We start from the raw sequence: 25,552 nt of genomic DNA, 5'->3' as shown, positions 1-25,552 counted from the left end.
CGTGTGAGGGGTTTCATATCTCTGGGTGAACATAGGGTAGCCCTGGGACCCTTGTCCCGGTGCTGCGTCGTCGTTCCCACGCACCCCGCGCCGTGTGGTATCCACCCACCCCACCATCGCTATACGGCCCCTAAACTAGGGAGTATGAGTAACACTTTCCCCCAGGGGGCCGATATGCCCTCGGAGCACTCGTTCCATGCGCCCGGGCCCGCCGGCGCTCCCCTGCCCGAGGCCGCAGGCACTCCGGCGGTACGCGCCACGCCACCGCTAGCTGCCCCGCTCGGCGTGCTGGCCGGTTCCATCATCGGTTTTATTGGCACGGCACTGCACTTCTGGACCCTGCATATGAGCGCCGGCACCCAATCGGAAGATTTCGGTGTCAAACTGTGGGAAACGGATACCAAATCGGTGGCCATTTTCATCACCATCGGCCTGGCCTTGGGCGCGATTGGTGCTTTCGTGGGGCTGGTGCGCCAGGCACCCGCCGCGGTGCGCAAAACGTGGTCTTCGGGCGGCATTGTCGGCGCGGTTATCGTGGGGATTTACCTGGTTATTAATATCAAGCCCTCGGATGCGGATACCATCATTGCCTACGGGCAATCCCAGGGTGTAGATGTGAATATTGGTCCCGGAATTGGCTTCTATCTACTCGCGGTGGCCGCCGTGCTCATGTTCGGTTTCGGTATCTGGCAAATTGCGAAGACACCTACCGCGGCACCCAGCCAGGCACCTTTCGCCGGCCAAAGCCCGCAGTTCCCGCCGCAGAATCCCGTGTTCCCGCCGGCTGCACCCGCTGCGCCAGCAGCGCCGTCGTCGCCCGAAAATTCAGACCACGACGTGATCGCGGCACCCACGGAAACACACCCCGTACAAGAACCGCGCGAGGGCGAAGAACCGCAACAGCCCCGCGAAGCGCAGGAACCGCAGGAACCGCAAAACTAGCGGATTTTACGGCTAAAGGCCCAGCTCGAAGAGGTCGCTGAGCACAGTAATCACGCCTTCCTCCGCATTGGAGGGCGCCACGTAGCGGGCGGCCTCCACCACATCGGGCTGGGCATTTGCCATGGCGAAGCTGAAATGCGCGTGCTCAAACATGGGGATGTCATTATTGAAATCCCCGAAGCACAGGGTCTGCGCCGGGCTGATACCCAGGCTCGCCTGGAGGCCGGCCAGGCCGGTGCCTTTCGTGGCCGCGGAAGGGTTGACGTCCGTCCACAGCTCGCCGCTACGCACCACATCCACGCCCGGCCCGAGCGTTTGCAACAGCGGGATCACGCGCTGGAGCGGGTCGGCGAAACTGAGCACCCCAATTTTGTAAATCCCCTCGGTATGGGCCATGAGGTCGGGGACGATCGCATTCGCGTGATAATAAGCGAGGGTTTCATCCAGGAACGCGGTATCGCTGCGTTCGGCGTAGGCCTTCTCCCCGCAGAGCACCGTGCCCACATCTTCCCCGGCTGCGCTGAGCTCGCGCACGATCTCCACGACCCGCGCGCTGGTTTCCCGCGGCAAGGTAGTTGTGGCGAGCGGCTCGCCGTCACGGCGCACATTCGCCCCGTTCTCCGCAATAATGGGCATGCCTTCCACGTGGGCGGAAAACATATCCGCGAGGGTTTGGTACTGCCGTCCGGAAGCCGGACAGAAAATAATGCCGCGTTCTCGCAGGCGCGCCACCAGCTCATTGCCGCGTTCCGGGAAAATCTTCCCCGGCAGGAGGAAGGTGCCATCCATATCAACGACAACGAGTTTCACGCTGGCGGCGGCCTCGCGCAGGAGGCTCAGATCGGTAGCTACGGGCTGCACAAAAAACCTTTCGGGGTGGTGCTGGGCTCACGAGTGCTCTAGTTGGCCGCGGCTTCCGTGCCAGCGCCGCTAGCTGCGCCAACACCGGCCAGCGCCACCACATCCGCACGGCTAGCCGTATAGCCTTGCGCCCCCGAAGCCCCGGTAGCAATGGCACCGAGTGCGGTGCCCCAGCGGGCCGCGGTGGCCAGTGATTCACCCACGGCCAGGGCAGCTGCGAAAGCTCCCACGAAAGCATCACCCGCGCCGGTGGTATCCACCACCTCCACGTGGTGGGCGGGCAGCGCATCGGCCTTAACATCGGCGTCGGGCAGGTAGGCGTCAATATACTGGCAGCCGTGGCTCCCCAGCGTCACCACGATAGAACCGCCGTAACGCAGGTGGAGCTGCTGGGCGCGGTCGGTCACCTTGGTTCCCAAAATGGTATCGGCCTCGGTTTCGTTGACGATGAGCACATCCACGTTCTCCAGCAGGTGGCCCACCGGGGCAGCCGGGGCGGCGTTGAGCACCGTGGTGGCCCCGCGTTTCTTTGCCTCCGCCAATGCGGCCGCCACCGCGGGTTCGGGAATTTCCAATTGGCACACCACAATATCGCCGCTCTCTACCGCGGCGAGACGCTCCACCACATTCTCCGGAGTATTCGCGGCATTCGCACCGGCCACCACCACGATGGCATTTTCGCCATCGGCATCGGATTGGATCATGGCCTGCCCGGTGGGTTCATTCACTCGCAGCACGGCATCCATATCAAGATTTTCTTCCGCGGCGAGCTCAGCCGCAACGGCATCCCCCACGGCATCGCGCCCGAGGGCAGCCACCATGGTCACGGGGATTCCCATACGGGCCGCGGCGACCGCCTGATTGAGCCCCTTCCCTCCTAGCGCGGTGTGGGAGCTGAGGGCAGAAATTGTTTCTCCCGGCTCCACAAAATTCTCCACCTTAAGGAAGGTATCGGAATTCATGCTTCCAACAACGAAAATGCGTGCCATGGATACACCCCGTTCTGTCTAGGCTCGTGCGCGGGCAACGGCGCCAATCGCGCGGCTCATTACCTCATATACTACCCGGATCCAGCCTGTTTCCGGCGCGGGAATATAGAGGTACGACGACGCGCGCGGCGCCTCGCGCCGCGCGGGAAACCCGCCCGGTGGCCCACTAAGCACACTGGGTGGCGATATACTCGCGCACCGCTTCCGGATCGGCTGGAACCTGGGTTGCACGCTGCGGGAGGGCCAGCAGCCCGGTCAGGCGTTCCTCCAGGTCATCGGCTGCATCCCCGACCGCTTCGCGGACGGTATGCGCGAACTTCTCCGGGCGGGCGGTTTCCATGGCGAGGACCGGGACCGCGCCATCGCTCAGGCGGCGGGCCACCGTAACCGCGTCCGCGGTATGCGGGTCAATGAGGATCCCGCTGGTGCGGTAGGTCCACTCAATGGCAGCCAGGCGGTCCGCATGATGGGATGAGGAGGCCGCGAAACCGAATTTCTCCCCAAAATCCGGCAGATACGTGTGCATATCCAGAGTTCCGGTGGCGTTCAGCTGCTCCCAGGCAACCGGGAACTCCGCCCCCAGCACCTGGTAGATGAAACGCTCCACATTGGAGGCCTTGGAAATATCCATGGACGGGCTGGAGGTGGCGAATGTGTGCTCCCGCGAGCGCGGGGTGTAGCGCCCGGTGGTGAAGAATTCTTCCAGCACATTATTTTCGTTGGTGGCCAACAGCAGCCGGCGGATAGGCAGGCCCATGCAGCGCGCCAGGTGGCCGGCATAAATATTGCCAAAATTACCGGAAGGCACACAGAAATCCACTCGGGTGGTGGCCGCGCCCACCCCGCCAGCAGCACCGGGAGCGGAAGGGGACGCCGCGCCAGCGGCGGCGTCGTCGTTCCCAACGCGCGCGGCAGCACCATCCGTGAAACGCAGCCACGCCCAGAAGTAGTACACAATTTGCGCGGCAATACGCCCAAAGTTGATAGAATTGACCGCGCCGATGCGGTAGCGCGTTTTGAAGTCAATATCGGAGCTGAGGGTTTTGACGATGTCTTGGCAGTCGTCGAAAACACCATCGACCACGAGATTGTGGATATTAGCATCCTGGAGGGAATACATCTGAGCGCGCTGCACCGCGGACATGCGCCCACGCGGAGAAAGCATCACCACCTGCACACCCGGCTGGCCACGGAACGCGTATTCCGCCGAGGAACCCGTATCCCCCGACGTAGCGCCCAAAATGGTGAGTTCACGCCCGGTGGCAGCCAGCACATAGGGAATCGCCTGGCCTAGGAACTGCATAGCGAGATCCTTGAAAGCCATCGTGGGGCCTTCCGAAAGGCCGACCAACACGAGGGTGTCGTCCACGCGGCGCAGCGGCACCCCGCCCGGGAAGTTCTGCGGGCTATAGGCGACCGCGGTGAGACGCTCGAGATCCGCGGTGGGAATATCGGTGGCGTACAGGCCGATAATCGCCGCGGCTAGCTCCGGGTAGCTCAGGCCGCGCCACGCTTCGAGCTGGGCGGCATCCACGTGCGGGATACTTTCGGGTACCACCAGGCCGCCGTCCGGGGCCAGACCGTCCAGCAGAATATCGGTGAAAGAAGCCGGTTCCATCCCGGAACGGGTGGAGATGAACTGCATGCTCGCCTTTCGCTGAGGGTGGGTGCGGGAAAAGAGCGCCGCTCTCCCATCATAGTGGCTCCCCGCCGCTGGCAATACCGGTAGCCAAGCGCGAACGGCCCGGCGCATACGGGCCGCGGTGCACACGGCCCGCGGCGCGCAGGGGCCACGCGCCTAGGGGCCACGCGCGCAGGGCTCTTCACATTCTCTTCACGAAGCCTCCAGGAAGTCTCCAGTAAGCTGAGAAACGCTAGTGCCTATCAGAAATTTTCCCGAAGACGTGAAAGGTACCCGGTAGTGACCTTAGCTGGACGCGCGTGGCGTTACGTCACGCGAAAACATATCCGTACCCTCCTTCTTTTCATCATCATCACGGCCGTGGTCACCGTGCTGGTTTCGGCCGGGGCGGTGAAAACGGCATCGGCAGCGGCGGGCCGCGACGCGGAACGCACCCTGGGATCCGGTTTCGTGCTGGAGAACTCCCCCTATAATTCCGGCACCCCGCGCGGGGGCGGGACGGTCAAACCCGCGGACGTGGAGCGGATCGCGGCGCTGCCCGGGGTGGATCGCTTCACCGCCCGCCAGGATGTCACCGCGGACCTGGTGGGTGCCAAGGTGGCCCGGCTGGACCGGCAGGAATACGATGCCAAGCGCGAGGCGCAGCTGGGCAATGCGGTGAGCGTGCGCGGGGTGAGTGCCAGCGCGGATGAAACGAATATTCGCAGCGGCACCCTCGAGCTGGTGGCCGGGCGGCATATCACCCGCGAGGATAAAAATAAGGCAATTATTCACGAGGATTTAGCGCGGCTCAACGGGCTGACCGTCGGCTCGAAACTCACCCTGCGCGGTAATCCTTATGATTACGACAATACAAAGAAATCCACGGCGGAAGTGACCGTGGAGATTGTGGGGTTGGTGCGCGGGGATAATCCGCAGCCGGCCGCGCGCCGCCTCGAACTTTTCGCCAACGCGGTTTACACCGACCTTGCCACCACCCGGGCACTGTATGCCTACACCCCGGAGACGGAAATTTACCAGGACACCACCTTCTTCGTGACCGAGGGCGCCGATAGCGAAACGGTGATGAACGAGGCCCGCGGCCTTCCGATCGATTGGCGCAATTACCAGCTCACCCGCACCTCTCAGCTGCTCACCGGTATTACCGGAGCGGTGGCCGGGGTTCAGAGCGTCATGACCGGCGCAATTATTACGACGGCGCTGCTCGCCCTCGCGCTCCTCAGCCTGGTCCTAGTGCTCTGGCTGCGCGAACGCCGCCGCGAAACCGGGGTGCTCCTCGCTATCGGCACCTCGAAACTGAAGATTCTGGGCCAGTACCTGGTGGAGCTGCTCTTTATTAGTATCCCGGCGGCGGCAGCCGGGGTCGCCCTCAGTACCGTGGTCGCTCAGCGGGTCGGGACAAGCGTGCTGGCTTCGGTGAAGAAGTCCGGAATGGAGGAGCTCACCTCGCAGGCCCCGCTGGGTGGCGGGGTGGATGTCACCACGGCCACGCGCACTTTGGATGATCTTACGGTCCAGTTGAGTGCGGGTACGACGACGCTTGCCCTGGCCCTCACCCTTGCCGTGCTTATCGGGGCAACTGTGCTGGCGGCCCTTCCCATGCTGCGCACCTCCCCGCGCAAGCTGCTGGTGAGTGCGGCATGAGCGAGGTACCTCCCGAAAGCGGCCGGGTGGGCAGCCAGGCGGGCGGCCACGTGCCGCAAAGCTCCCAGCTCCCCGCACCCATGAGCGCGGGGAGGCGTGCCGGGCTCGCGCTACGGCGCCGCCCGGTTCGCAACGGCCTACTTTTCGTGGTCATCACCCTGATTTTCACGGCTTTGGTGGCCCAGGCCGGGGTACGCGGGGCCATGGGCCAGCTGCGCACCGCTATTGATGCCCAGGTGGGAGCCGGTTTCGTCGCGAGTGCGCCGGCTGGTGTGGCGGATGGTTCAGCGGATGGCGTGGCGGATGGTTCGGCGGAGAGCATGCCGGAAATATCAGGCGCGGGTGAGCCCGGCGCGGGTCCAACCGAGGTTTCGGGTGATAACCCGGGCAATAATCCGCTGACGCAAGCCGCACCTACCCTGAGTCCGGCGCAGGCCGCCCAGCTCGCGGCACTACCCGGGGTAAAGAGCACCGCTACCGAACTGGATGTGCTGGCCACTCCGGTTGGGGCCCACGCGGTAGCAACCGCGGGTGGGGTGCAACTGGATGCTGGTGTTATAGGCGCGGTGACGGTGACCGCGACTTCGGATCCGACGCGTTTCCCGGCTTTCGCGGCCAAGCTCTACCGGCTCGCATCCGGAAAGATGAGCAGCGGAATGGAACCGGGCGCCCTCATCCACCGTGATTTCGCCGCGGCGAACGGGCTTCGGGTTGGCGATGAGCTGCGACTGCGCGGCCCGGCCGGCGAGGTCACCCGCACGGTCACCGGGATTTTCGACGGGACCACCCCGAATCCTTCCGGGCTACCGGCGAGCGCGGCCGCGAATCGCATCCTCGTGGATAGCGCGGCTGGCCACGAGCTTAGCGGGGATACGGGTGCCACTCGGGTGCGGTGTTTCACCGCGAGCGCGAGCGAGCTACCAGCGAGCCTGGCCGCGGCCCGCGCTGCGCTTCCCGATCTCACTTATGAGCACAATGCCGCGAGTTTCAGCGGGGTGTTGCGCGCGGTGGATAGCGTGGAGGGACTGTTGAGTGCCCTGCTCAGCGGTGCGTGCGCTGCCGGCGTGGTCATTGCCGCCGCGGTTTTGGCCCTGTGGGTGCGCGGGCGCATGCGTGAAATTGGGGTCTTGCTTTCGCTCGGGCAGCGGCGCCGGGCGATTGCCGGCGGTTTCGCGCTTGAGTTGGGCGCGCTGGCGCTGGCTGGCGGCGTCGTCGCTATTCTCGCGGGGCGCCAGCTTACCGCGTTGGTGGGGAGAGCCGTTGTGGACGGTGCGGCACCGGGCGCGCTGGCCGGTTTGCCTCCGGTGGCGGTGGGTGCCGCGGATATTGCGTGGGCGCTGGGTATCGGCACTGGGATTCTTGCCGCGGCGCTGGCTATTGCGCTGTTTCCGATTGTGCGCCGGTCTCCCCGGCAGATTCTTTCGTCACTGAGTTAGGAAAAGATTATGAATGTTATGGAACTTGATCACGTGAGCTATAGCTACCCGGGTAGCGGCGCGAAGGTGCTGACCGATGTGTGCGCGGGTTTTGAGCCGGGCACGGTCACGGCGCTGTTGGGGGCTTCGGGTGCGGGTAAATCGACGCTGTTGAGTTTGCTGGCGGGTTTGGATATGCCCACGAAGGGCGCGGTTCTTTTTGAGGGTGTGGATATTGCGACGACGGGATATGCGCATCACCGCCGCGCCCATATTTCGCTGGTTTTCCAGAATTACAACCTTATTGATTACTTGACTCCGCTGGAGAATGTGCGGTTGGTGGATCGGCGGGCGGATAGTTCCGTGCTGGTGGAGTTGGGTTTGAGTGAGGATGAGATTCACCGTAATGTGCTGCGGCTTTCCGGTGGGCAGCAGCAGCGGGTGGCGATTGCGCGGGCGCTGGCATCCCCGGCGCCGGTGATTCTTGCGGACGAGCCAACGGGCAACCTTGATGAGGACACCGCGCGTGGCGTGGTTCAGATTTTGCACGACGCCGCACATCTGCACGGTAAGTGCGTCATTCTTGTCACGCACTCCGCGGATATTGCGCGGGGCGCGGATCGCGTGCTCACGCTCTCCCACCGGCGCCTCACCGAGCGAGCCACCGTGCGCTAAGCGGACAGTGCACTAGGTGGTAATCGCGCATCCGTTACACATGTACACGACCTACCTAAACATGACAACATTGGTGGGCTGGCGAGAGTGTCTTGCCGGCCCACCACACCCTATTTTCAGCAAGAGTCTCGGGCCGGGATGCTCGATATTAACCGGCAGCAGTATGTTCATACTGGAGCAAATCATCGGGTGAGATATCGTGCGCAGGAACCAGATCATAATGAGCTTCCCGCAGTACTCGGATTTCGTCATTTTGCACAGTCAACTCAAAAATAGCGAGACGCTTACCAGAAACAAATTTCACCGATACCGCACGGCATACAAGATGCGGCCATTTTTCGGAGCATAGGGCAATGTCTTGCTCAGTTTGAGTAATACCGATGTCATCCTGATGCCCTTTTGCCTGCACTGGAATAACGTATTGGCGGCCATGACTATCAACACCGACGTACACCTCGTCAGTCTCTACTTGGCCGATACCAGTCACCGATGTACGTAAATGGTTTTGGAGAGAATAGGCTGCGACACCTAGAAAAATATCGATAAGGCGGTTGTAGCGTACGAGCGCTAAGAGTGCTTGCTCATCCCCAAGCGCTGCACTGGAAACAATTTCGGGGGTAGCATCCGGAAGCTTTATAACCGCCAGCGCGGGGTTAGGTGTGATTCTGATTCGGTTAACTAAGCGGAACGCGTATTTCCCCTGCCCTCGACCTCTGATTACCCACTCCTTTCCATCAGGAGCCTCCTGCGCTACTTCTGCGGGCATAGGAGCCCCGAATCTTACGTAGTAGATGACATCACCAAGGTTCTTTGGAACTGCGACACCTAAATCTTGCGCAGCCTCGATCAGTTCGTGGCGTTCCCACAAGACTTCTGTGTCACCAATCTCGTAATGTTGATGAAACACCCAGCTGATGAGCTGTGCGTATCTATTCTGGTTTGCCATCCCTTTCTCCTAACCTGCAGCTCTGGTACGTTGCGGGATAACACGTTCTTTAAGACCGAAATATGCTTGGGCTTCGGTCGCGGTGAAAGAGAGTAACGCTTCATCACCGAGTGGAGTGAATTCACCGCGGGTAGGGGTCACGTTATCCGCTTTGAGAATTTCTGCGGCCACTGCACAGCCGAGCATGACCGGAACGGAGTTTCCGATTTCTTGGAAACCATTCCACTTCGTCACATGGAATCTGAACCAGTCTGGGTAGCCGTGCAGACGTGCTGCTTCCCGTACTGTGATAACCCGCGGATAGAAAGGATGAATGGGACGGGGCGCCGTGTACGCCCCGCGGTCTGAGGCGGTACCCGCGCGCAAGGTATTGCAGATCCCTTCCGGGTGAAGCCGAAGGAATCGACTGATACCTTCAGTTGTTCCAGGACGAGTTGCCTCGAATCGATCAATTGATTTCTGGGTATGAACCGTTCGCGCAGATGCAGTGAGCCGGTTACCCACGGCCGGACGGAGCCGGGCGTAATTCCTCAAATCTTGTGTTACACCGCGCAGGGTGGCCGCGTAAGGACTTGGCTCTGAGTATTCAACGCTCGCCACCGAATCACCGCGCAGCAACTCCTCAAAAATATCTGCATCAGGTAGATCTGCAAGAGCGTCGCTGACGCTAGGCCCCAACGGAAACAGGCTTTCTTCCGGAAGTGAACCATCGGTGCGACGTGGTGTATAACGTGGGCTCGGATAACTGGGGCACGGGCAGTCTTGTCGATAACCCAGTAAAAAGAGCCTTTTACGGGATTGGGGAGTACCAAAATCTGCTGCCTGTAACACCGCTACTGGCTCCACAATGCGATAGTCCCCGTGAGACGTAAATATGGCAATGACTTCATCAAGAAGCTGCCGGTGCGAACCGATGGTTAACCCCGCTACGTTTTCCATGACGAAGTAGCGCGGGCGCAACTCCAGAACCAAACGAACGAATTCCTTGAGGAGAGAATTACGTTCGTCATCCAAAGCACGTTTGCCAATTAGCGAGATCCCCTGACAGGGGGGACCTCCCGCCACAAGGTGAATCTCTTGGTCTTGAATATCTGATGCGGAGCGGATCATGGCACCACTGACGTTACGCACATCCGCGCAGATTGTTGTGCCGTAGGGGAAATTAAATTCGTGAACCGCAGCGTGGATGGGATCGTACTCAACGGACGCGGCAACGTCGTACCCGGCTTGCTCAAGGCCCAGGGAAAGCCCGCCTGCACCCGAAAAAAGATCCACGGCAATGGGACGACGAATACTCTGTGACATGCTCGCATGTCTATCAGCGGCCTACGACAGAATTTTGAAGCAGAAGAAGGGTCCTATGACCTTATTTCCTGTGGTAGCCTAGCGATCCAAGACCCCGGAACGACCCCTAGCCTCGGCTAAATCGCCGGGGTTTCGTCTACCCTTTCCGCATGAGACCTATAGGCCTGAGCCGCATGTGAAATGGAATGTGGTGTGGGTATTTATCAGCCAGAATGGTGGAGCTAAGGGGATTCGAACCCCTGACCTTCTCATTGCGAACGAGACGCGCTACCAACTGCGCCATAGCCCCAAAGACCTGATTAGTTTAGCACCCTAGCGGCCCGGAATGAAATTTCGGGGAGTGGTTCCCATTACACCACTCCCCGATCTTCTATTTTCAGTTAGTACCCGCGGCGCGGCGGCACAACAAGTCAGCCAGGCTCACCCGGCCAGCCACACCTATGCGCGGCGCTTGCGCAGCAGCTCGTCCAGCGCCGCCCCACCCGCGAGGCCATCATGCGCAGCTGCAGCTGGCTGAGCTGGAGGCACTGCGGCTTCGGCCTTCGCTGCCGGCGCGGTGCTTTGCGGCGCAGCTTGGCCCGCCGGCGCTGCGGCTGCGGCTGCGGTTGCGGCCGCATCGTGCGCGACAGCGTCCACGAAAGTCACCCGCTCGCCGATCTCCTTCGGGCGATAGGGCACCGGAGCAACGGGCGCTTCTGGGGCCTGGTAGGGCGCTACTGTGCGCTGCTGGATCTGCGGCTTGAGCGTGTAGCTGGGCAGCTGCCGGCGCGGAACCGCCCCGGCCACGAAACGCTTGGGAAGCTTCTCCGCTTGTTCACGCTGCGAACCGGCGATGGGAGCGAAATCTTCCGCGGCAATAATCCCTTGCCCAAGGGTCACCGAAATGCCGGAACGGCGCTTAGGTGCCTGCGCCCCCGCGTTCCGGCTCCGTGCTTTTCCCGGGTTCACCCCGGCTTCGTGTTCCTCAGCCTTTGCGGCCCGCGCATCGCCAGTTTCACCAGTCGCACCTGCGCCAGCCGTGCTAGCTTCGCCTTCATCTACCGCAGCTGCGGCACCGGTGGCCGCCGAAGCAGCCGTCGGCGTGGTGGCCGCGCTACCGCGCCCCGCACTCCGGCTCAGGTCAGCGCTCTGCCCCAGATCAGCGCTCCGGCTTGCGTCAGCCGTCAACGCCCCGAGGTCATCACTTCCCAGCGCCGCGCTGGCCGCGCTCAAGGCCGAATGCGCCGAGGCAGCCGAAACTGCCGAACGCCCCGGGCGCGGGCGCGCCGGACGGCGCGAGTGGCGCTGCGCCCCGCGGGTCTTTCGGATGCCGAGTTCTTCGGTGATTTCGGCAATATCCTCGCGGTCGCGAGCAGTCGCCTTCCCCATTTCACTGAGCAAGTACCCAAAGCCCGCACCGTAAAGCACCCCTACGCCCACGGCAACGTAGAAAATCCAGCGTGGCATCGTCGTCGTAAATGCAAGAGCACCGAGCACCACAATAAGTAGGGCTAGAGCGCCCGCAACCACGAAACCGCGCTGCCGATTCGCGGCGCGCTGGGAAATACGTGCCTTACGGCGCGCGCGTTCCCGCGCCAGGGTGCGCACATTACGCCCCGCGCTGGGTGGAAGAATATCGCGTTCGTCGTTCTCTGCCATGATGACCTCCGGCTTCCGGAAAAAAATAGCCCCGGTTGGCCCACCAGTTTCCACGCCTACCGTTCCGTTTGGCAGCGCGAGGGTGCGTAGCTGGGGTGAATAGCGCTCGTCAATACGCACATCCGCGAGGATGACGCGCTGCCGATACACCCCAGGGATGACATAGACCATGAGCAGCACAACCACTGCCATCAACGCGTATCCCTGGAACCCCACACAGCCACTTTAACCAATCGTGGGGCGCGCGGGCAGGGACGCGCCGTTACTTTCGTAGAGAGAATAACAACGGTGTTATTCATGGGGCAGGTGGGACTACTGAGCTGGGCTATCCGTTGAGGATCATGCACTCCAGTTCATCACCGATGCCCACACTTTCTCGATCCGCGGGAACCACCGCGAGCCCATTCGATTTTGCAAAATTCGCCAGCGAAAGGAGCTCCACATCCCCCACGGGATCAAATTCGTAGCCGGCGCGCGGATCACCATAGACCTGCACTCGCACGTAATCCTGCACTCCTGGCCTGGACAGCAGCCCGCGCGCGGCCCGCGCCCGAATGGAGCGCGGGGTCACGTGCTTGTAGCCAGCCATTTTCCGCAGCGAGGGACGCACAAAAACTTCAAAGCACACGAGCGCGGCCACCGGGTTGCCCGGCAGGCAGAACATGAGCGCCGAATTTGCGCCGTCGGCTCCGATGGTGCCCACCCCGACGTGCCGGCCCGGATTCATAGCGACGGCGTCGAACCGCATCGACCCGAGCGGGGACAGGACCTCTTTGAGGGTATCTCCACCCCCGTAACTCAAACCGCCGGTGGTGAGGATAACGTCGGCGCGCAACAGCTGGTCCTCCAAAGACTCCCGCAAAATGTGGCGGTCATCCGAAACCGCCGGCACGCGATACGCAACCGCCCCGGCATTGCGCACCGCGGTCGCGAGCGCGTGCGAATTCGCGTCGTAAATCTTCCCGTTACCCAAGGCTTTTCCTGGCGCCACCAGTTCATCGCCCACGGACATCACGACGACGCGCGGCGCCGGCCGCACCCGCACCCGGTCCCGCCCGGCCGCCGCCAGCAGCGCAATATGGCGCGCCCCGATACGGGTGCCTTCCTCCAGAATCGTGGTGCCGGCCCGCAGGTCCTCACCCTGCGCACGCACATTTTCCCCGGGGGCCACACGCGCCGTAATGTCCACCTGCGCTTCCCCGTGATCCGTATCAATAAGGGGAACGACGGCGTCCGCGCCGGTAGGCATCCGCGCCCCGGAAGCAATGCGGGCCGCCGCACCAGGAGTGTGGGCGATGCGATCGGTGGTGACGGCGAAAATATCGTCCGTCACCGGGAAGTGCGCCGGGCGGGCGGGCTCCGCACCGAAAGTTTCGTCCGCGCGCACCGCGTACCCGTCCAGCGCCGCCAGGTCGGTGTGAGGAACGTCAACAGTGGCGACGACGTTTTCAGCAAGAATGCACCCCATCGCGTCGGCAAGCTCCACATCGAGAGCCTCCAAGGGCTGGGCGACCTTTAAGAATTCATCGAGTTGCTCGGCTACTGTTTTCACGCATTCCTCCTCGGTACACAGCACAGCGTACCGGGTTGAGGGCCTGCCAGCGCTAACGCCGCGCGCACGGGGCTGAGCAGGGCGGCACCCGGGACTGAGCGGGTGGCGGCGCTCGGCCGTACGGAGAGCGCATAAGGGCCTTGCGAGTGGCGCGTAAGGGCCTTACTCCTAGCGGGCGTCCAGCTGCTCGTGTCACACTGGTGCCATGACCTACCACACCCTATCTCTTCCTGATGTCTCCGCGATGGCGCTGCCGGAAGCCAAACAAGCCTTGCGCGCAACGGTGCGCGCGGCTCGGGCCAAGCGCACCCCCGCAGCCCGTGAGGAAGCCGAGGCCCGCTGGGTCACCACCGTGCTGGATTTCCTGGGCACCGCCACCACGGTTGCCGGTTATATTTCCGTCAATAACGAACCCGGTACTCGCGCGCTCTGCGATGCGATTGTGGCCAGCGGCCGCACCCTCCTTGTTCCCAAGCTCGGCCCCGGGCTCACCCGCCAATGGGCGCGCTATACCGGTGCCGATAATCTCACCGACCAGGCCCCCGGCCGGCCGCCCGCACCCCGGGGTGAAGCCCTCGATTCCACCGTATTACGCGAGGTCGACGCCGCTTTTATCCCCGCGCTACTCGTCAATCACGACGGCGTGCGCCTAGGTCAGGGCGGGGGCTGGTACGATCGCGTCCTCAAGCAGCTCGATAGCGCCACCCCGGTCGGCGCTTTGATATGGCCGGAGGAATACGTGCACACGCCCCTCCCCCACGATGAGATGGATGTGCCGGTGCGCTACGTCCTGCTCCCTGAAACCGCGGTGGACCTGGGCGGGCATACCCCGATGCACTAGGCGTTGCGGGATACTTCCCCGAGGGTACTTGTCACGCGCTAGAATAATGCGCCGTACGGCTTGTGCCGGCCGCACCTCGGCTCGGCCACCGGCCCGGAAAGGAAGAACGTGCCTACCTACAGTTACCGTTGCGATAATTGCGGTCACCATTTTGATGCGCACCAGTCGATGACAGCCGCAGCTCTGGTTACCTGCCCGGAGTGCGGAAAAGATTCCTTGCACAAGGTGATGGCAGGGATCAGCGCAATTGTTTTCAAAGGCTCGGGTTTCTACCACAATGACTCGCGTTCTTCGGGTGGGAGCTCCACGCAAAAGTAAGTACGACGGCGTAACCCGGTTTATCCCCAGCTCCGCGAAACGCTGCCGGTATCCACAGAAGGGCCTGGTTCTGATCCGCAGCTGAGCACTTCTCACTAGCCTCGAGCTATGACCGGACTCCTCACACGATTGTGGCGGGTGCGCCACCTGCTGCTGGCCGCGGTTGCCCTCGTGGCTTTTTTCTCCATTCTTCAGGCCATCGAACAGCGCCACCCGGCTACCGGGCACGTGCTGGTAGCGCGCCGTTCCCTACCGGCCGGGCACGTGCTGAGCGGGCGCGATGTAGAGGCGCGCACCATTGCCCGGGAACTCATTCCGGATCACGCCCTCACCGCGGCCTCTGAAGCTGACGGGCAGCGCCTGGCAGCTAGTATTCCGGCTGGATACCCCCTGGCTCGTGGGCTGCTGCTTTCCCAAGAATTTTTACGCGATCCACCTGCCGGGCACGTGGTGGTCGCGGTCCGGGTCGCATCCGATGGAACCGGAAACTTTATTGAGCCGGGTAATTTCATTGCGCTATATGGGCCCGCCCCGGAGCACAGCACAGAAGCTGGTGCAGTTCGGGTGGTAGACCGGGCTGCGGTGGTGGGGATCGGGGAAGAAGAAAAGAACGGTGGCATGCTCTCCGAAGGCGCCACATATCGAGTGCTGTACCTGGTTGTTCGCGAAAAAGACGCTAATCTTATCGTGGGCTATGCTGCCGCGGATTCTTTGCGGGCAGTGCTGGTAGCCCCTCCGTAGTTTCTGCCAGCGGGGTAGTCCCGATGGCTTTCCGCGCGAAAGGATGCAAGGTGCTCGCGGGTTTTAAGAAATTTGTTATGCAGGGCAATGTTATGGACCTCGCCGTCGGTGTTATCGTCGGTGCGGCTTTCTCCGCCGTGGTGAAATCCCTGACGGACCACATTCTCATGCCGCTTATCGCCGCGATTTTCGGGCAGCCGAATTTCGACGGTAATTTTGTGTGGCACCTGGGTGGAGGCGAAATTCAATTCGGTAGCTTCCTCACCGCGGTGGTCAACTTCTTCATCGTGGCTTTCGCACTGTACTTCTTCCTGGTGCTCCCCATGAATAAGCTGCGCGAACGCCACGCTAAGCCGGCCGCTGAGGCCCCGGAAGATCCCCAGCTCATCCTCCTCAAGGAGATCCGTGATGAGCTGCGGGCCAAGCGCGACTAATCGCGTGAGCCTGCGCGAATCTGCGCGAGTCTGAGCAGGTGCGAAGCTTCACTGTTTTTCCGGAGTTCGCTGCCGCTTAGAGCTTGCCGAAATGGGGCGGGCGTTCGTCAAGAATGCTCTGCTCGTGAGCTGTGCGCGCCACGATATCCCGCGTGCGAACCTCACGGGCGGATGCAACCGCGTCCCGGGGTGCCACGATGCTGGCCCCCGGGGCGCTACCTTCTTTTAACGCGGATTTCTTGGTGGGCGTATCCGGGTGCGGTAGATCCGCTCCCCCGTCACCGCGCGCGAGGCGCTGGAGAGCTTCGGCGGCATCCTTGAGTTCGCCGCTTTCTATCCGCCGGGCATCCACTTCAGACAGACGCACCACCGCCCGGTGGGTACGCCGGGAATGCGCGTTACTCGCCACCGCCGCTCACCTAATCCTGTGCCAGGCTGGAGCGGCGCACCACATTACCGAGCACCGCATCGGCCTGGGGCCCACGGCGGCGGATATCCAGTTCGCTCCGCAGTTCTTCCACCAGTTGCTCGGAAGTGCGGGCTACCCCATCGGAAGCTATCCAGGCCACCATGTCATCAAGCTGGTCGTCCGAGTAGGCGGCCAGCGGCAATCCCGGTCGCACCGCGGGTTTCTTTCCCCGGGCCCGGCGTGACGTTTCCGGATCCGGCGCCACAGCAGGGCCTGCCTCCTGGCTGCCACCCTCGGCCGGCCCGTGCGTACGTGCCGCGCCGGGCTCGCCTTGCTGGTCTTGCTGGTTTGCCACGCCGGCATCCTCCGGCCGTTCAGCACCCGCAGCGCCGGCATCACCCGCCGCATCCGGCGCTCCCGCTTCGGCAGAATCCGCTCCAGCAGAATTCACTTCCTCTACATCCGCACCAAAAGCGGGGGTATCTTCCGCCCGGTGGCGTGCGGCAGCCTCGTCACGGCGTACCACCCGTACGAGTGCTTCAATACGGTCCGCCTCGGCTTCCGGATCGAGGAAAATCGAAGAGGAGAAGGTTTGCACCACTTTCCAGCCCAAATCCTCGAGCATCTCGACCCGGTAGCGGTCACGTCGGCGCAGGGACGGTTCGGCAACGTAATCGGCGTCGTCGGTCAAAACAGCCACTCGCCAATCGCCTTCGTGTTCGGCAACAACAAGCGGGATGCGCAAACCGGCGTCGTACCCGTAGTAGAGCGCGGTGAAAAGCCCGCGTCCGCGCAGGCGCGCGGCCAGGTCGAAGAGCAGCGGGCTGGCCTTGGCCACATCCTCATCCGCCCCGATGAGTAATTCTTCCCGGGCGGCCGTCTCCAGCAGGGTGGCTAGAAGCCGGGGAGCCGCGCCGGAAAGATCATCCACCCCGATATCCCCCGGTCCCAGCGAAGAAATAACGCTCATATAGCGGCTGGGAACTAGCAGTGCCTCGCTCAGGTAACGGGCGCCGTCCGCTTCGGTGAGCGGGCCGAAGGTGTGAAGCACCCGGCCGTGTACCGTCTTCCCGAAGCCTACTGAGAAAATAACCCGGTCGCGCCGCAGCCCGCTCGCCCCGGTAATATCCACCACCGGTACCAGGCTGACGGCGGACTCGCCCGCCTCAACCAGCGCCGGGCTATTCGCGATTGTGCGTTCCACCGCAGCCCGCACGTGCACAGCATGCAAACGCGAAATTGTTATAACAGCCAGGGATTCTTCCGGGCGGGTGAGGAGATGATCCACAACGGCATCCACCACCGCATCCACTTCCGCGCTGGGAGCTTCTACCATTCCGGTATTCGGGGAAGGAACCCCGCGCCCGTCCACCACCTGCAGGCGGTTAGCCCGGCGCACCCGCCCCGCCGGAGCGGCGCGGTCGGCGTCGTCGTACCCGAGGGTGCGCAAGCAGGCGAGAGCAAGATCGTCGTGATGCGCCCGGAACGTGGGAAGTTCGCATACCGGAAGCGCATCGGCCAGGGCCGCGAGCGCGCTCTGCGCACCCGCCCGCGCCACGTCACCGAGAACCACGAGCTGCGAGCCACGCGCCATCAGAGCAACCACCGCGGCCAGTGGAACATCCTCGATACCGTCCAGGATCACCACATCCGCCCAGGGCAGGGTCGGAATAAGCTCGGGAACCAGGGCCGGCGGCACCACCCACACCGGGCGTGCCGCCTGGACCAGCGCGGTTGCCGAGGCGGCCACGTCGGCCAGCGCGCTTACGCCGGCGCGGGCCAGGTAGCGATCCACGGCCACAGTTTCTTCGCGCTGTTTGCGGGCCACCTCTTGCATATGGGTAATCGCGGCGCGCAGCACCGGCCCGGGCAGGCTCTCCACGTGTTCGCGGTCCAGATCCCGCACCGTGTGTACGAGCGCGGCGAGCTGATGGGGGCCGGCCTGGGCCAATACGGTATTACGAGCAATGAGCTGCTCAAACACAGAATTGGTGTAGGCCAGATCAAGTTCGGCAGCCACCGCGTCCCCGCTCACCTCGCGGCGGACCATATCACGAGCGAAATCACCCAGGCCGCTATCTTCCAGGTCGTGAAGGAGGTCAATGCGGCGCGGCTGCGAATCAAGCACCCGGCGCTGGGAAACCAGCGCGCGCGCAAGGGCCAGCACATTTTCGATGGGTTCGCGGCGCAGGCCGGCGCGGTGCGGGAGGAATTCCTCGAGTTCGCGCACCTGCCCGTCCACTTCCGCGGCCGTAGCCCGGATCATCGTCATGCCTTCGGGGAGAGTGGGCCAATCACTTTCCGCGCTGTAGCGGCGCCAAATATCGCGTTGGCGTGCCACTTCGCTCAGGGCCGCGTGCATATCCGCCACCCGGATTCCGGGCCGCACAAAATCGCGCGCCTGCTTAGTCAGGGCACGGCGCTGGGCACGTTTCATGCTTTCGCCATGCTCAGCACGCCATTCATCACTCGCGGTGGCGATCACCATATCGGCCACAGAACGTTCGTAAATAGCCGGTTTAAAGACCTCGAGGGTATCGGAGATCCCTTCGAGCATCTTGATTTGCTCCATCCACTGCGCCAGCGTCTTCGGGCGCGCCAGGCCGGTTTCCCCGGCCACTCGCTGGGATTGCTCCATGACCAGGGGAAGGGTTTCCGTGGCCATGCGGGTCACGGTGGAGAAGGCGCGAGCGGCGTCTTCCTCCGTACGTACCTGGGCGCGCAACCACTCCGAATTCCCGCCCCCGGTAAAGGCGCCGGCCCGACTTGCTTCCGCGAGCCGTTCGAGCACCGCCTCGCGATCCTCACGCACCCGCGCCGCGGCGGTGGCATCCAGGCGCACCTTCGTGGCCGGGCCGTGGGGCTGGGCGGCGAGCTCAGCTAAATGTTCGAGTACGTCATACACCGAGGTATTCCATACCGGGTCGACGGCGTGCAACGCGTTCACGTAGCCGCGCAGGCTGCGCCGGGCCGCTTTGAGATCACGACGCACGGCCAGGGTGCGTTCTTCATCAATCTGCGGGAACTTCTGGCGCAGGCCCTGGCGCAGCCGCAAGGGCGCGGCATTAATATCAGAGAGGTCGATGAACAAATCATCCACGCCGAGTTCGCCAGCCCGCGCGGTCACCGCGTTGCGCCGCGCCCGACTGCCAGGAATATAAAGAACGGAACGGTTGGATGCAGCTGCGTCCGCGGCAATCGCCACCAGGGTGGTCACGTCCGCGCTTCCCGGCGGGGTGTCGATCACGATGTCGCGGCCGGTTGCCACAGCCTCCACCGCGGCAAGTTCAGCCACATCCAAATCGCCCACCCCGCGTTCACCCTCGGGGGCCCGGTCGCGTTTCTCAGCCGGAGGAAGCGGGGCGCTGGTGAGCTGGTGGGTGCCCTGATCCCCGGCAATCGCCGCGAGCACCCCGGAACGAATCATGACCGGACGCAGCAGTTCCGCATCGGTAATGGCCCGCGCGGCCGGATCGGCAAACATCCCAAGAAGCACCTGGGGGCGGTAGGACGCCCCGGGCAGATAAAGATGGGACAGGCGCCGCACCCGAGTAATGAGTTCATCTTCGGTGGCGCGTTCCACCCGAGTGAGCTGGGCTAATTCTCGCACCGGGGCGCCGTGCTGGCGCAGTGCACCCACAATATCCGGATTGACGGACAGGGCCGGGGTGGTTTGGATGAGGGCATCGGTACCCACGTCTTCCACCCGTAGCAAGCGGTAAACAATCGGCACGCTCACTTCGCGTACCTGCCGGGTTTCTTCGCCGCTTTGCGTGGCGGGCACCGGGCCGGCTTCCGCCGCCTGCGCGTCGGCTACATTTGCTTCAGCCGGGCCGGGCTGCGCGGCGGCCTGCTCGAGTGACTCCTCGAAGCCGGCCTGCGCCTCCCCCGAGGTACCTTCCGCCGCGTGCGCGGCCTCCTCCGCACAGGCCCGCATCGCTTCCGGATCGAGCTTGAGTTCGCCGGTGTCCTCATAGCCGGGTTCCAGTTCATCACTGGGCCGGCGCGGCGGGAGCTCCGTCCACGTGAGATTGCCGCTCGCCAACTGAATTGGGGCGTACCCGTATTCTTCGGCGGCACGCGCTACCTGGTCACGCAGGGTTCGCCACGTGGCCAAGGCTTCTTGCTGGCTGCGTTCCTCCCGGATAAGGGAGGTGAGGCGGGTAGGCGCCCCGGAAGAAAACTGCGCGCCCCCGGTTGGATGCGGATGGGTGAGATCGATGCACACTCGCGCGGCCACATTTTCCGCCGCGCGCTCCGCCCGCGCACTCAACTCCTCCTGCCAACCGGCGTAGGCGCGGGAAACGAGCTCTTCACGCTGCGGGGCGGGAAGCGGGGCGGGATGCTCCTCCGCGGCACGGGCGTGGTTGGCACTTTCAGTTCCGTGCTGCGCTGCGACGCCCGGGGCATGATGCGGTGCGGCGTCGGTGCTGCCAACGGCGCCGGCCTGCGGCGCCTGTGCAGCCGGAGTGGTGGAATTGCCGGCAGCCTCAGCACTGGCAGCGGACGCGGCGGAGGCCGCGGAGGCTGCGACCGGTGAGGATACTACGGGCGTATCCTGCGCGGATTCTGCGGGGGTGCCCGCGGGCGCCGCGGCGGTCTCGGGAACCGCGGCGGTTTCACGAGAAAGAGATTCACGAGCCGGATGCCGGCGAGAAGAGCGTTTGAAGAGAGGAGTCACGACCTTAACGCTACTCAGGTCCGGCGTAAAAGTCCCTATGCGCGCCGTAATACGCCAAAAATTAGGGCGTTATTCCGCCACCGGCGTGGAAGGCAGCCCCGCCGCGGCAGCATGCGCGGAAGTTTGCGGAGTGGGGAACGACGACGCACTATCGGCCGGGCGCAATCCCGGCCAGAGAGGGAGCTCCTGGAGCTGGCCGCCCACATGCCGAATAAGCAGCTGCGGGGCAGGTTCAGAATCACGCGCGGCGCCCGCCCCCGCGGCACCCGGCCCCGGAGTTCCAATGACCGGCAGGCCGGCCAGCGCAGGATCAGCGCGATCAACCACGGTCAGCTGCGAGGCATAACAGCGCAGCGCCGCCACCACGGTGGCTTCATGCGCCCGGGCGCTGCGGTAGCACCATCCGGCTTGCCCGGGAGTGGAAGCCAACTCGAGCACCGGAATTCCCGTCACCCGGCCGAGGGCGCCAGCCAGGTCATGCACCCGCACGTGGTCGGGGTGGCCGTAGCTTGCTGCGGCGTCGTACCCAATGATGACGGTGGGCCGCACGTGCGCGACTAGTGCCCGCGCATCTGCTATTTCTGCACTTAGGTCCGCGCGTGAAAAAGCGCCCGGGCCGGCGCTGGGTGCGGGGCCGGCAACCCCGGGAGCGATCCAGGACATCCCGGAATCACGGTAGCGGCGCGGCGCAGCGCCGGGCGCGAGTGCTGGCGCGGTGCCGAGCCACCAACCATCCGCAACCCCGAGGATGGCGCGCGCTCGGGTGATTTCCGCTTCGCGCTGGGCAACGAGTTCTGCCTCCCCCGCCCCGGCGGGCAAGGTTCCGGGGACCGCTTCGCCTTCTTCTCCGCGCGTGCAGGTGAGGATGCTGACGCGGTGCCCGGCTGCGGTGAGGAGCGCGGTGAGCCCGCCGGCCTGGATCGCTTCGTCGTCCGGGTGGGCGTGGAGGAAGAGGGTGCGGGCGAAGAGCGACTCGCTGGGATCCCAACTCCACGGGCGCGCGGTCGCGTTGCTGCACGCGCGCGCATCGAACTCGCGAGGCGTGGTCATGCCTGCCTCCCGAGGCTACGGTAAGCCGCGACGTAATCACGCGCTACTGCGTCCCAGGTGCGCGACTCCGCGAAAGCGCGCCCCGCGGCACCGTGCCGGGCCCGCACGGCCGGATCGTCCAGGTAGGCCCGCACCGCACCGGCCCATTCGCGTGGCTCGCGGCTACGGCACAGGGTGCCTGTCACGCCGCCGTGCACCGATTCGGGAATCCCGGAAGAATCCCAGGCCACCACGGGTGTGCCGCAGGCGGCCGCTTCCACGTTGATAATCCCGAAAGTTTCCGAGAACGAAGGATTGAGGAGGAGCTGGGCATGGGCAAGGAAAGCCGCGAGGCCGGTGCGTGGAAGCGGGCCGATGAAGCGCACGTCGCTTTCCATTCCTGTTTCGGTTACGACGGCGCGTAGGTGGTCTTCGTAGCCGGCGAAGTCATCAGAGGCCGCCCCGGCAATAACGAGGAGCGGGCGGGTGCCGGCGGGCAGTTCCGCAAGCGCACGAATCGCTAAATCCGGGGCTTTCAGGGGTTGCAGGCGAGCGGCGAAGAAAACGTAATCCCGCCCTCCGGTCACCGCGGTGACGCAATCGGGGACGGAGGTCACCGAGCTAGCCGGGCGGAACATATCAATATCCACGCCCGGATGGACGATGGTGACCGGGCAGGGAGGGGTGCCGTAGCGTTGCGTAATCATCTCTTTTTCCGCCTGGGATACCGCAATAATGAGATCGGATTCGCGCACGCAACGCGCCTCGCCGGGCACACGGCCGGATGATTCCGCCGGTTCGCCGTCGGCAAGATTGTGGCCTTCCCGCGCCGCTACCGAATGGAAAGACTGCACGTGCGCGCGCCCGGTTTCTTGGGCGATAGGCAGGCAAGCCACACCGGCGAACCAGTGGTGGGAGTGAATAAGATCGATGCCGCTACCGCGCTCGGCCATCCACCGGCGAAATTCCACTGTGAAGGGGGTAATGAGGGCATCGGTGTGGCTTTTCGCAACGGGGTGGCGCGGGCCGGCGGGAAGGAAGAAAGCACGTACGCCCGGCATAACCTCATGCATATAGGGCTGGCCGGCTTCGCTGGCGCGGGTAACCAGATCGACGCGATGCCCGGCGCGGGCCAGGGCTTGTGCGGTATTGGTCACCACCACGTTGAGGCCGCCGGCATCGGCAGATCCGGGAGTGGCCAGGGGGGAGGTGTGCACCGAGGTCATAGCGATATGGAGCGGGGCGGGCGCGCCGTCGGCCCCGTGCGAATGCTGCTCGTGGTGAGTATCTCCCAAGGTCATTCCCCCAGCCTACCCGGATTCGAGAGTTTTCCGAATATTCTCCACGAGTACCTTCACAGGCATATCATCGGGCGTGAACTTCCGTATACCTTCATCCAAGCGAGGGACGAGCTTCGCTAAATATTCCTTTTCCTGCACGGAAAGCACCGGAGGAACCGCAACGATAATCGCGTGCGTGCGACGCCCGAGCTCACGCGCTTTCCTGGCTTCGGTCATTACCATCGCGGTATTGCGCCATGTTCCCTCAACCAGAGTGGAAAACGAATTTCTTGATGCCCACTCGATACACATCGCGATCCATTGGCCAGAAGCTTGGGCAGTTACGTGAGGCATCCGGAGAGGATCGTTCTGGCATAGCCAATCGTAGTCAGGATGAAAAGCTCGCAGATCGTCGCCAATAATGCGCGTAATATTTTCATCGAGATAGCGGGATACTACCGTTTTTTGTGTCTTGGTTTTACCGGCACCCGGCTGGCCGCCTAGAAAAATGGATACTGGTGATAGCGATATCCGAGATCTGGCGAATACTCTCGGTTTGACGCGACGGATCCACTCCACACGGATATCAAGATCACACATGAGAAAGAGTGGTGGGTAATTGCTCACGCAGTGCATACCACGAACGAATACAACGAATCTGTTCCGCCCGATCATTTTCATCTACAGCATCGCGTTGCTCAACGAGCTCAAGGTATTTACCGTCATAAACCGCTCGACGCGCTTCGTCACCCGCAATATCTGCTTGCCTGGAGAGGGAAATATACCGCCCACAAAGCATCGTTCCCGCTTCATAGAACACGTCATATAGAACCGGGTCAGAATAGTCTTCGTAACCAAAAGGCTCTGTCATGGTGTCACCCTCCTTTCGCCCTTGTTCCATCCTAAGCAGTAGTCCCCACACGGGCTACGCCCGCGCACCGATCTTTTGTGCCCCCGAAAGGATTCGAACCTTCGACCTACCGCTTAGGAGGCGGTCGCTCTTCCCCTGAGCTACGAGGGCTGGCCTACCGCCGACCGTTCATCCGAACGACGGTAGGAACAAGATAACCGTTCCAGGTTACTCTGCGTGGCACCGTGGGCGCTACTTACCGCGACTCGCTCATGCCCGCGCACGCGACCACGAGATCACACAGGCGCCCCGCGCGGTAACGCTCACACTACCGCGCCGAAGGATCGGGAACATCCCAGGGCACGTTGGTATCCGGAACGTGGAGGTTCTTGGTGGCGTGGGTGGGTACCACGAGCACCGGCGATTGGGTTCCCAGGAGCAGCGTATGGCTGGTGGAGCCGAAGAGCAGCCCGGTAATGCCGCCGCGGCCGCGTGCTCCCACAACTACCAGGTCCACGGAGCTAGAGAACTCCGCCATGATTTCCGCTGCGGAGCCTTCCACCGCATAGCAGCGCACCTGCACGGTTTCATCCCCGCGTAGCACCTCGGCCACGGTTTCTTCCAGGCCCAGGCGGGTGTCATCGAGAATTTCGCGGGTCATATCCCCACCGGGAAGCAAGCCGCCCCCGGCGCGCGTAACCGAGACCGCGTTAATCGCGGAAACCTGCGCACCCCAGCGCCCGGCCATGCGCACCGCCAAATTGAGCGCGTATTTTGATTCCTGTGAACCGTCCACCCCCACAACGATGTGGCGGATAGGCAGGCGCCGCGAATGCTGGAGCGGCACCACGGCAACCGGACAGTACGCCTTGGAAACGATTGCGCCGGCCACTACACCGAGCTGGTCAATATCTGCGGTATCCGCACCGGAATACCCCACCACCAGCCGGGAAGCAGTTTTAGATTCAGCCAGGAGCAGCTCAACCGGGTCCCCGGGTAGCGCCACCGCGGTGGCTTCCAGCCCCGCCAAGCTCGCCACCGCTTCCTGGGCGAGTGCCTCCCGGGCAATGCTCATGGCGCTTTCATAGGAGCCGCGCGGATCGGGACCTTCCTGGTAGCAGGTGAGGGCCCGCAGGGTAGCATTGCGGCTCACGGCCACGTGCGCACCCCAGATAAGTGCCGCCCGTGATTCGGGGGAACCATCCACCCCAACGACCACGGAATTCTCATGCTGGTACATTGTTACCTCCGTTGCCCATTCTCCCACGGGCGCACCCCGGGGTGGAACCGTGCGTAAAATGCGAACGCCGCCGGGAGTTCCGACGGCGTTCGCACATAATTCTTCTCTAACCTCGCGAGA

At 63.3% G+C, this 25,552-nt stretch carries 22 protein-coding genes and 2 tRNA genes; 8 read left to right on the top strand and 16 right to left on the bottom strand.

Translation table 11 applies throughout. From position 1 onward, the window contains the following. Positions 1-144 precede the first annotated feature (144 nt). Entirely contained in the window at positions 145-942 is a 798-nt protein-coding gene (locus tag ACTFPK_RS05790; RefSeq protein WP_416341634.1) for a hypothetical protein, read from the top strand. Positions 943-954: 12 nt separating this feature from the next. Here the strand turns inward: ACTFPK_RS05790 and ACTFPK_RS05785 are convergent, their stop codons facing one another. The 3 genes from ACTFPK_RS05785 to ACTFPK_RS05775 all read right to left on the bottom strand — a co-directional run bounded on the left by ACTFPK_RS05785 (position 955) and on the right by ACTFPK_RS05775 (position 4,437). Further along, entirely contained in the window at positions 955-1,803 is an 849-nt protein-coding gene (locus tag ACTFPK_RS05785; RefSeq protein ID WP_416341635.1) for a Cof-type HAD-IIB family hydrolase, read from the bottom strand. Between the two features lie 38 nt (positions 1,804-1,841). Then, entirely contained in the window at positions 1,842-2,792 is a 951-nt protein-coding gene (locus ACTFPK_RS05780; RefSeq protein WP_416341636.1) for a ribokinase, read from the bottom strand. A 166-nt stretch (positions 2,793-2,958) separates the two neighbouring features. Further along, complete coding sequence (locus ACTFPK_RS05775; protein ID WP_439911300.1) at positions 2,959-4,437, bottom strand: threonine synthase; 1,479 nt, start codon at positions 4,435-4,437, stop codon at positions 2,959-2,961. Positions 4,438-4,713: 276 nt separating this feature from the next. Between ACTFPK_RS05775 and ACTFPK_RS05770 the strand changes: the two genes are divergently transcribed. From ACTFPK_RS05770 to ACTFPK_RS05760, 3 genes are read left to right on the top strand one after another with little or no spacing between them, the layout of a single operon-like run. Then, positions 4,714-6,078 carry an ABC transporter permease gene (locus ACTFPK_RS05770; protein ID WP_274734384.1) on the top strand — a complete coding sequence of 455 codons (1,365 nt, stop codon included), beginning with the start codon at positions 4,714-4,716 and terminating at the stop codon, positions 6,076-6,078. Continuing rightward, the gene (locus tag ACTFPK_RS05765) at positions 6,075-7,514 is read left to right on the top strand and encodes an FtsX-like permease family protein (protein ID WP_279058069.1); all 1,440 of its coding nucleotides are present in this window, start codon (positions 6,075-6,077) and stop codon (positions 7,512-7,514) included. The genes ACTFPK_RS05770 and ACTFPK_RS05765 overlap by 4 nt, the downstream gene beginning before the upstream one ends. A 9-nt stretch (positions 7,515-7,523) precedes the next feature. Beyond that, positions 7,524-8,168 carry an ABC transporter ATP-binding protein gene (locus tag ACTFPK_RS05760; RefSeq protein WP_274734382.1) on the top strand — a complete coding sequence of 215 codons (645 nt, stop codon included), beginning with the start codon at positions 7,524-7,526 and terminating at the stop codon, positions 8,166-8,168. A 148-nt stretch (positions 8,169-8,316) separates the two neighbouring features. On the opposite strand, the gene ACTFPK_RS05755 is transcribed toward ACTFPK_RS05760, so the two are convergent. The 5 genes from ACTFPK_RS05755 to ACTFPK_RS05735 all read right to left on the bottom strand — a co-directional run bounded on the left by ACTFPK_RS05755 (position 8,317) and on the right by ACTFPK_RS05735 (position 13,609). Next, complete coding sequence (locus ACTFPK_RS05755; protein ID WP_274736466.1) at positions 8,317-9,114, bottom strand: endonuclease; 798 nt, start codon at positions 9,112-9,114, stop codon at positions 8,317-8,319. 9 nt (positions 9,115-9,123) lie between these two features. Beyond that, on the bottom strand, positions 9,124-10,389 hold the full coding sequence (locus ACTFPK_RS05750; protein ID WP_284906514.1) for a DNA cytosine methyltransferase: 1,266 nt from the start codon (positions 10,387-10,389) through the stop codon (positions 9,124-9,126). Positions 10,390-10,632: 243 nt separating this feature from the next. Next, positions 10,633-10,708 (bottom strand) — tRNA-Ala (locus ACTFPK_RS05745). A 149-nt stretch (positions 10,709-10,857) separates the two neighbouring features. Next, complete coding sequence (locus tag ACTFPK_RS05740) at positions 10,858-12,273, bottom strand: hypothetical protein (protein ID WP_274733413.1); 1,416 nt, start codon at positions 12,271-12,273, stop codon at positions 10,858-10,860. A gap of 109 nt (positions 12,274-12,382) precedes the next feature. Then, positions 12,383-13,609, bottom strand: coding sequence for a molybdopterin molybdotransferase MoeA (locus ACTFPK_RS05735; protein ID WP_274733412.1), 1,227 nt, complete (start codon positions 13,607-13,609; stop codon positions 12,383-12,385). Between the two features lie 205 nt (positions 13,610-13,814). Between ACTFPK_RS05735 and ACTFPK_RS05730 the strand changes: the two genes are divergently transcribed. From ACTFPK_RS05730 to mscL, 4 genes are all read left to right on the top strand, one after another. Further along, complete coding sequence (locus ACTFPK_RS05730; RefSeq protein WP_274733411.1) at positions 13,815-14,450, top strand: 5-formyltetrahydrofolate cyclo-ligase; 636 nt, start codon at positions 13,815-13,817, stop codon at positions 14,448-14,450. A 108-nt stretch (positions 14,451-14,558) separates the two neighbouring features. Beyond that, positions 14,559-14,768: an FmdB family zinc ribbon protein gene (locus ACTFPK_RS05725; RefSeq protein WP_126135290.1), complete on the top strand. Its 210-nt coding sequence runs from the start codon at positions 14,559-14,561 to the stop codon at positions 14,766-14,768. 108 nt (positions 14,769-14,876) lie between these two features. Beyond that, a complete protein-coding gene (locus ACTFPK_RS05720) occupies positions 14,877-15,509 on the top strand; it encodes an SAF domain-containing protein (protein WP_274733409.1) in 633 nt (210 codons plus the stop codon). Positions 15,510-15,559: 50 nt separating this feature from the next. Next, the gene (gene mscL / locus ACTFPK_RS05715) at positions 15,560-15,943 is read left to right on the top strand and encodes a large conductance mechanosensitive channel protein MscL (protein ID WP_016443270.1); all 384 of its coding nucleotides are present in this window, start codon (positions 15,560-15,562) and stop codon (positions 15,941-15,943) included. 76 nt (positions 15,944-16,019) lie between these two features. Here mscL and ACTFPK_RS05710 read toward each other — a convergent pair whose 3' ends face one another. The 8 genes from ACTFPK_RS05710 to ACTFPK_RS05675 all read right to left on the bottom strand — a co-directional run bounded on the left by ACTFPK_RS05710 (position 16,020) and on the right by ACTFPK_RS05675 (position 25,432). Then, the gene (locus ACTFPK_RS05710) at positions 16,020-16,352 is read right to left on the bottom strand and encodes a hypothetical protein (RefSeq protein ID WP_274733408.1); all 333 of its coding nucleotides are present in this window, start codon (positions 16,350-16,352) and stop codon (positions 16,020-16,022) included. A gap of 10 nt (positions 16,353-16,362) precedes the next feature. Beyond that, on the bottom strand, positions 16,363-21,033 hold the full coding sequence (locus ACTFPK_RS05705; protein WP_274733407.1) for a hypothetical protein: 4,671 nt from the start codon (positions 21,031-21,033) through the stop codon (positions 16,363-16,365). Between the two features lie 69 nt (positions 21,034-21,102). Continuing rightward, positions 21,103-22,083 carry a PIG-L deacetylase family protein gene (locus tag ACTFPK_RS05700; RefSeq protein ID WP_274733406.1) on the bottom strand — a complete coding sequence of 327 codons (981 nt, stop codon included), beginning with the start codon at positions 22,081-22,083 and terminating at the stop codon, positions 21,103-21,105. Beyond that, the gene (locus ACTFPK_RS05695) at positions 22,080-23,363 is read right to left on the bottom strand and encodes a glycosyltransferase (RefSeq protein WP_274733405.1); all 1,284 of its coding nucleotides are present in this window, start codon (positions 23,361-23,363) and stop codon (positions 22,080-22,082) included. The genes ACTFPK_RS05700 and ACTFPK_RS05695 overlap by 4 nt, the downstream gene beginning before the upstream one ends. 9 nt (positions 23,364-23,372) lie before the next feature. Further along, on the bottom strand, positions 23,373-23,942 hold the full coding sequence (locus ACTFPK_RS05690; protein ID WP_274733404.1) for a zeta toxin family protein: 570 nt from the start codon (positions 23,940-23,942) through the stop codon (positions 23,373-23,375). Then, entirely contained in the window at positions 23,935-24,213 is a 279-nt protein-coding gene (locus ACTFPK_RS05685; RefSeq protein WP_439911298.1) for a hypothetical protein, read from the bottom strand. The genes ACTFPK_RS05690 and ACTFPK_RS05685 overlap by 8 nt, the downstream gene beginning before the upstream one ends. 78 nt (positions 24,214-24,291) lie before the next feature. Next, positions 24,292-24,363, bottom strand: a tRNA-Arg gene (locus tag ACTFPK_RS05680). Positions 24,364-24,520: 157 nt separating this feature from the next. Next, the gene (locus ACTFPK_RS05675; RefSeq protein WP_274733402.1) at positions 24,521-25,432 is read right to left on the bottom strand and encodes a universal stress protein; all 912 of its coding nucleotides are present in this window, start codon (positions 25,430-25,432) and stop codon (positions 24,521-24,523) included. Positions 25,433-25,552: the final 120 nt, after the last annotated feature.

Origin of the sequence: Actinotignum sp. UMB0459, assembly GCF_051905915.1 — a bacterium.
GTDB classification, from domain to species: domain Bacteria; phylum Actinomycetota; class Actinomycetes; order Actinomycetales; family Actinomycetaceae; genus Actinotignum; species Actinotignum sanguinis.
The sequence above is the reverse complement of the archived record's forward strand: the minus strand, read 5'-3'. Positions and strand labels throughout refer to the sequence as shown.

Excerpts from the sequence above, each read along its gene's own strand:
- ACTFPK_RS05790 (WP_416341634.1), top strand. The coding sequence starts at position 145 with ATGAGTAACACTTTCCCCCAGGGGGCCGATATGCCCTCGGAGCACTCG.
- ACTFPK_RS05780 (WP_416341636.1), bottom strand. The coding sequence starts at position 2,792 with ATGGCACGCATTTTCGTTGTTGGAAGCATGAATTCCGATACCTTCCTT.
- ACTFPK_RS05775 (WP_439911300.1), bottom strand. The coding sequence starts at position 4,437 with ATGCAGTTCATCTCCACCCGTTCCGGGATGGAACCGGCTTCTTTCACC.
- ACTFPK_RS05765 (WP_279058069.1), top strand. The coding sequence starts at position 6,075 with ATGAGCGAGGTACCTCCCGAAAGCGGCCGGGTGGGCAGCCAGGCGGGC.
- ACTFPK_RS05760 (WP_274734382.1), top strand. The coding sequence starts at position 7,524 with ATGAATGTTATGGAACTTGATCACGTGAGCTATAGCTACCCGGGTAGC.
- ACTFPK_RS05755 (WP_274736466.1), bottom strand. The coding sequence starts at position 9,114 with ATGGCAAACCAGAATAGATACGCACAGCTCATCAGCTGGGTGTTTCAT.
- ACTFPK_RS05730 (WP_274733411.1), top strand. The coding sequence starts at position 13,815 with ATGACCTACCACACCCTATCTCTTCCTGATGTCTCCGCGATGGCGCTG.
- ACTFPK_RS05720 (WP_274733409.1), top strand. The coding sequence starts at position 14,877 with ATGACCGGACTCCTCACACGATTGTGGCGGGTGCGCCACCTGCTGCTG.
- ACTFPK_RS05700 (WP_274733406.1), bottom strand. The coding sequence starts at position 22,083 with ATGACCACGCCTCGCGAGTTCGATGCGCGCGCGTGCAGCAACGCGACC.
- ACTFPK_RS05695 (WP_274733405.1), bottom strand. The coding sequence starts at position 23,363 with ATGACCTTGGGAGATACTCACCACGAGCAGCATTCGCACGGGGCCGAC.
- ACTFPK_RS05690 (WP_274733404.1), bottom strand. The coding sequence starts at position 23,942 with ATGTGTGATCTTGATATCCGTGTGGAGTGGATCCGTCGCGTCAAACCG.
- ACTFPK_RS05685 (WP_439911298.1), bottom strand. The coding sequence starts at position 24,213 with ATGACAGAGCCTTTTGGTTACGAAGACTATTCTGACCCGGTTCTATAT.
- ACTFPK_RS05675 (WP_274733402.1), bottom strand. The coding sequence starts at position 25,432 with ATGTACCAGCATGAGAATTCCGTGGTCGTTGGGGTGGATGGTTCCCCC.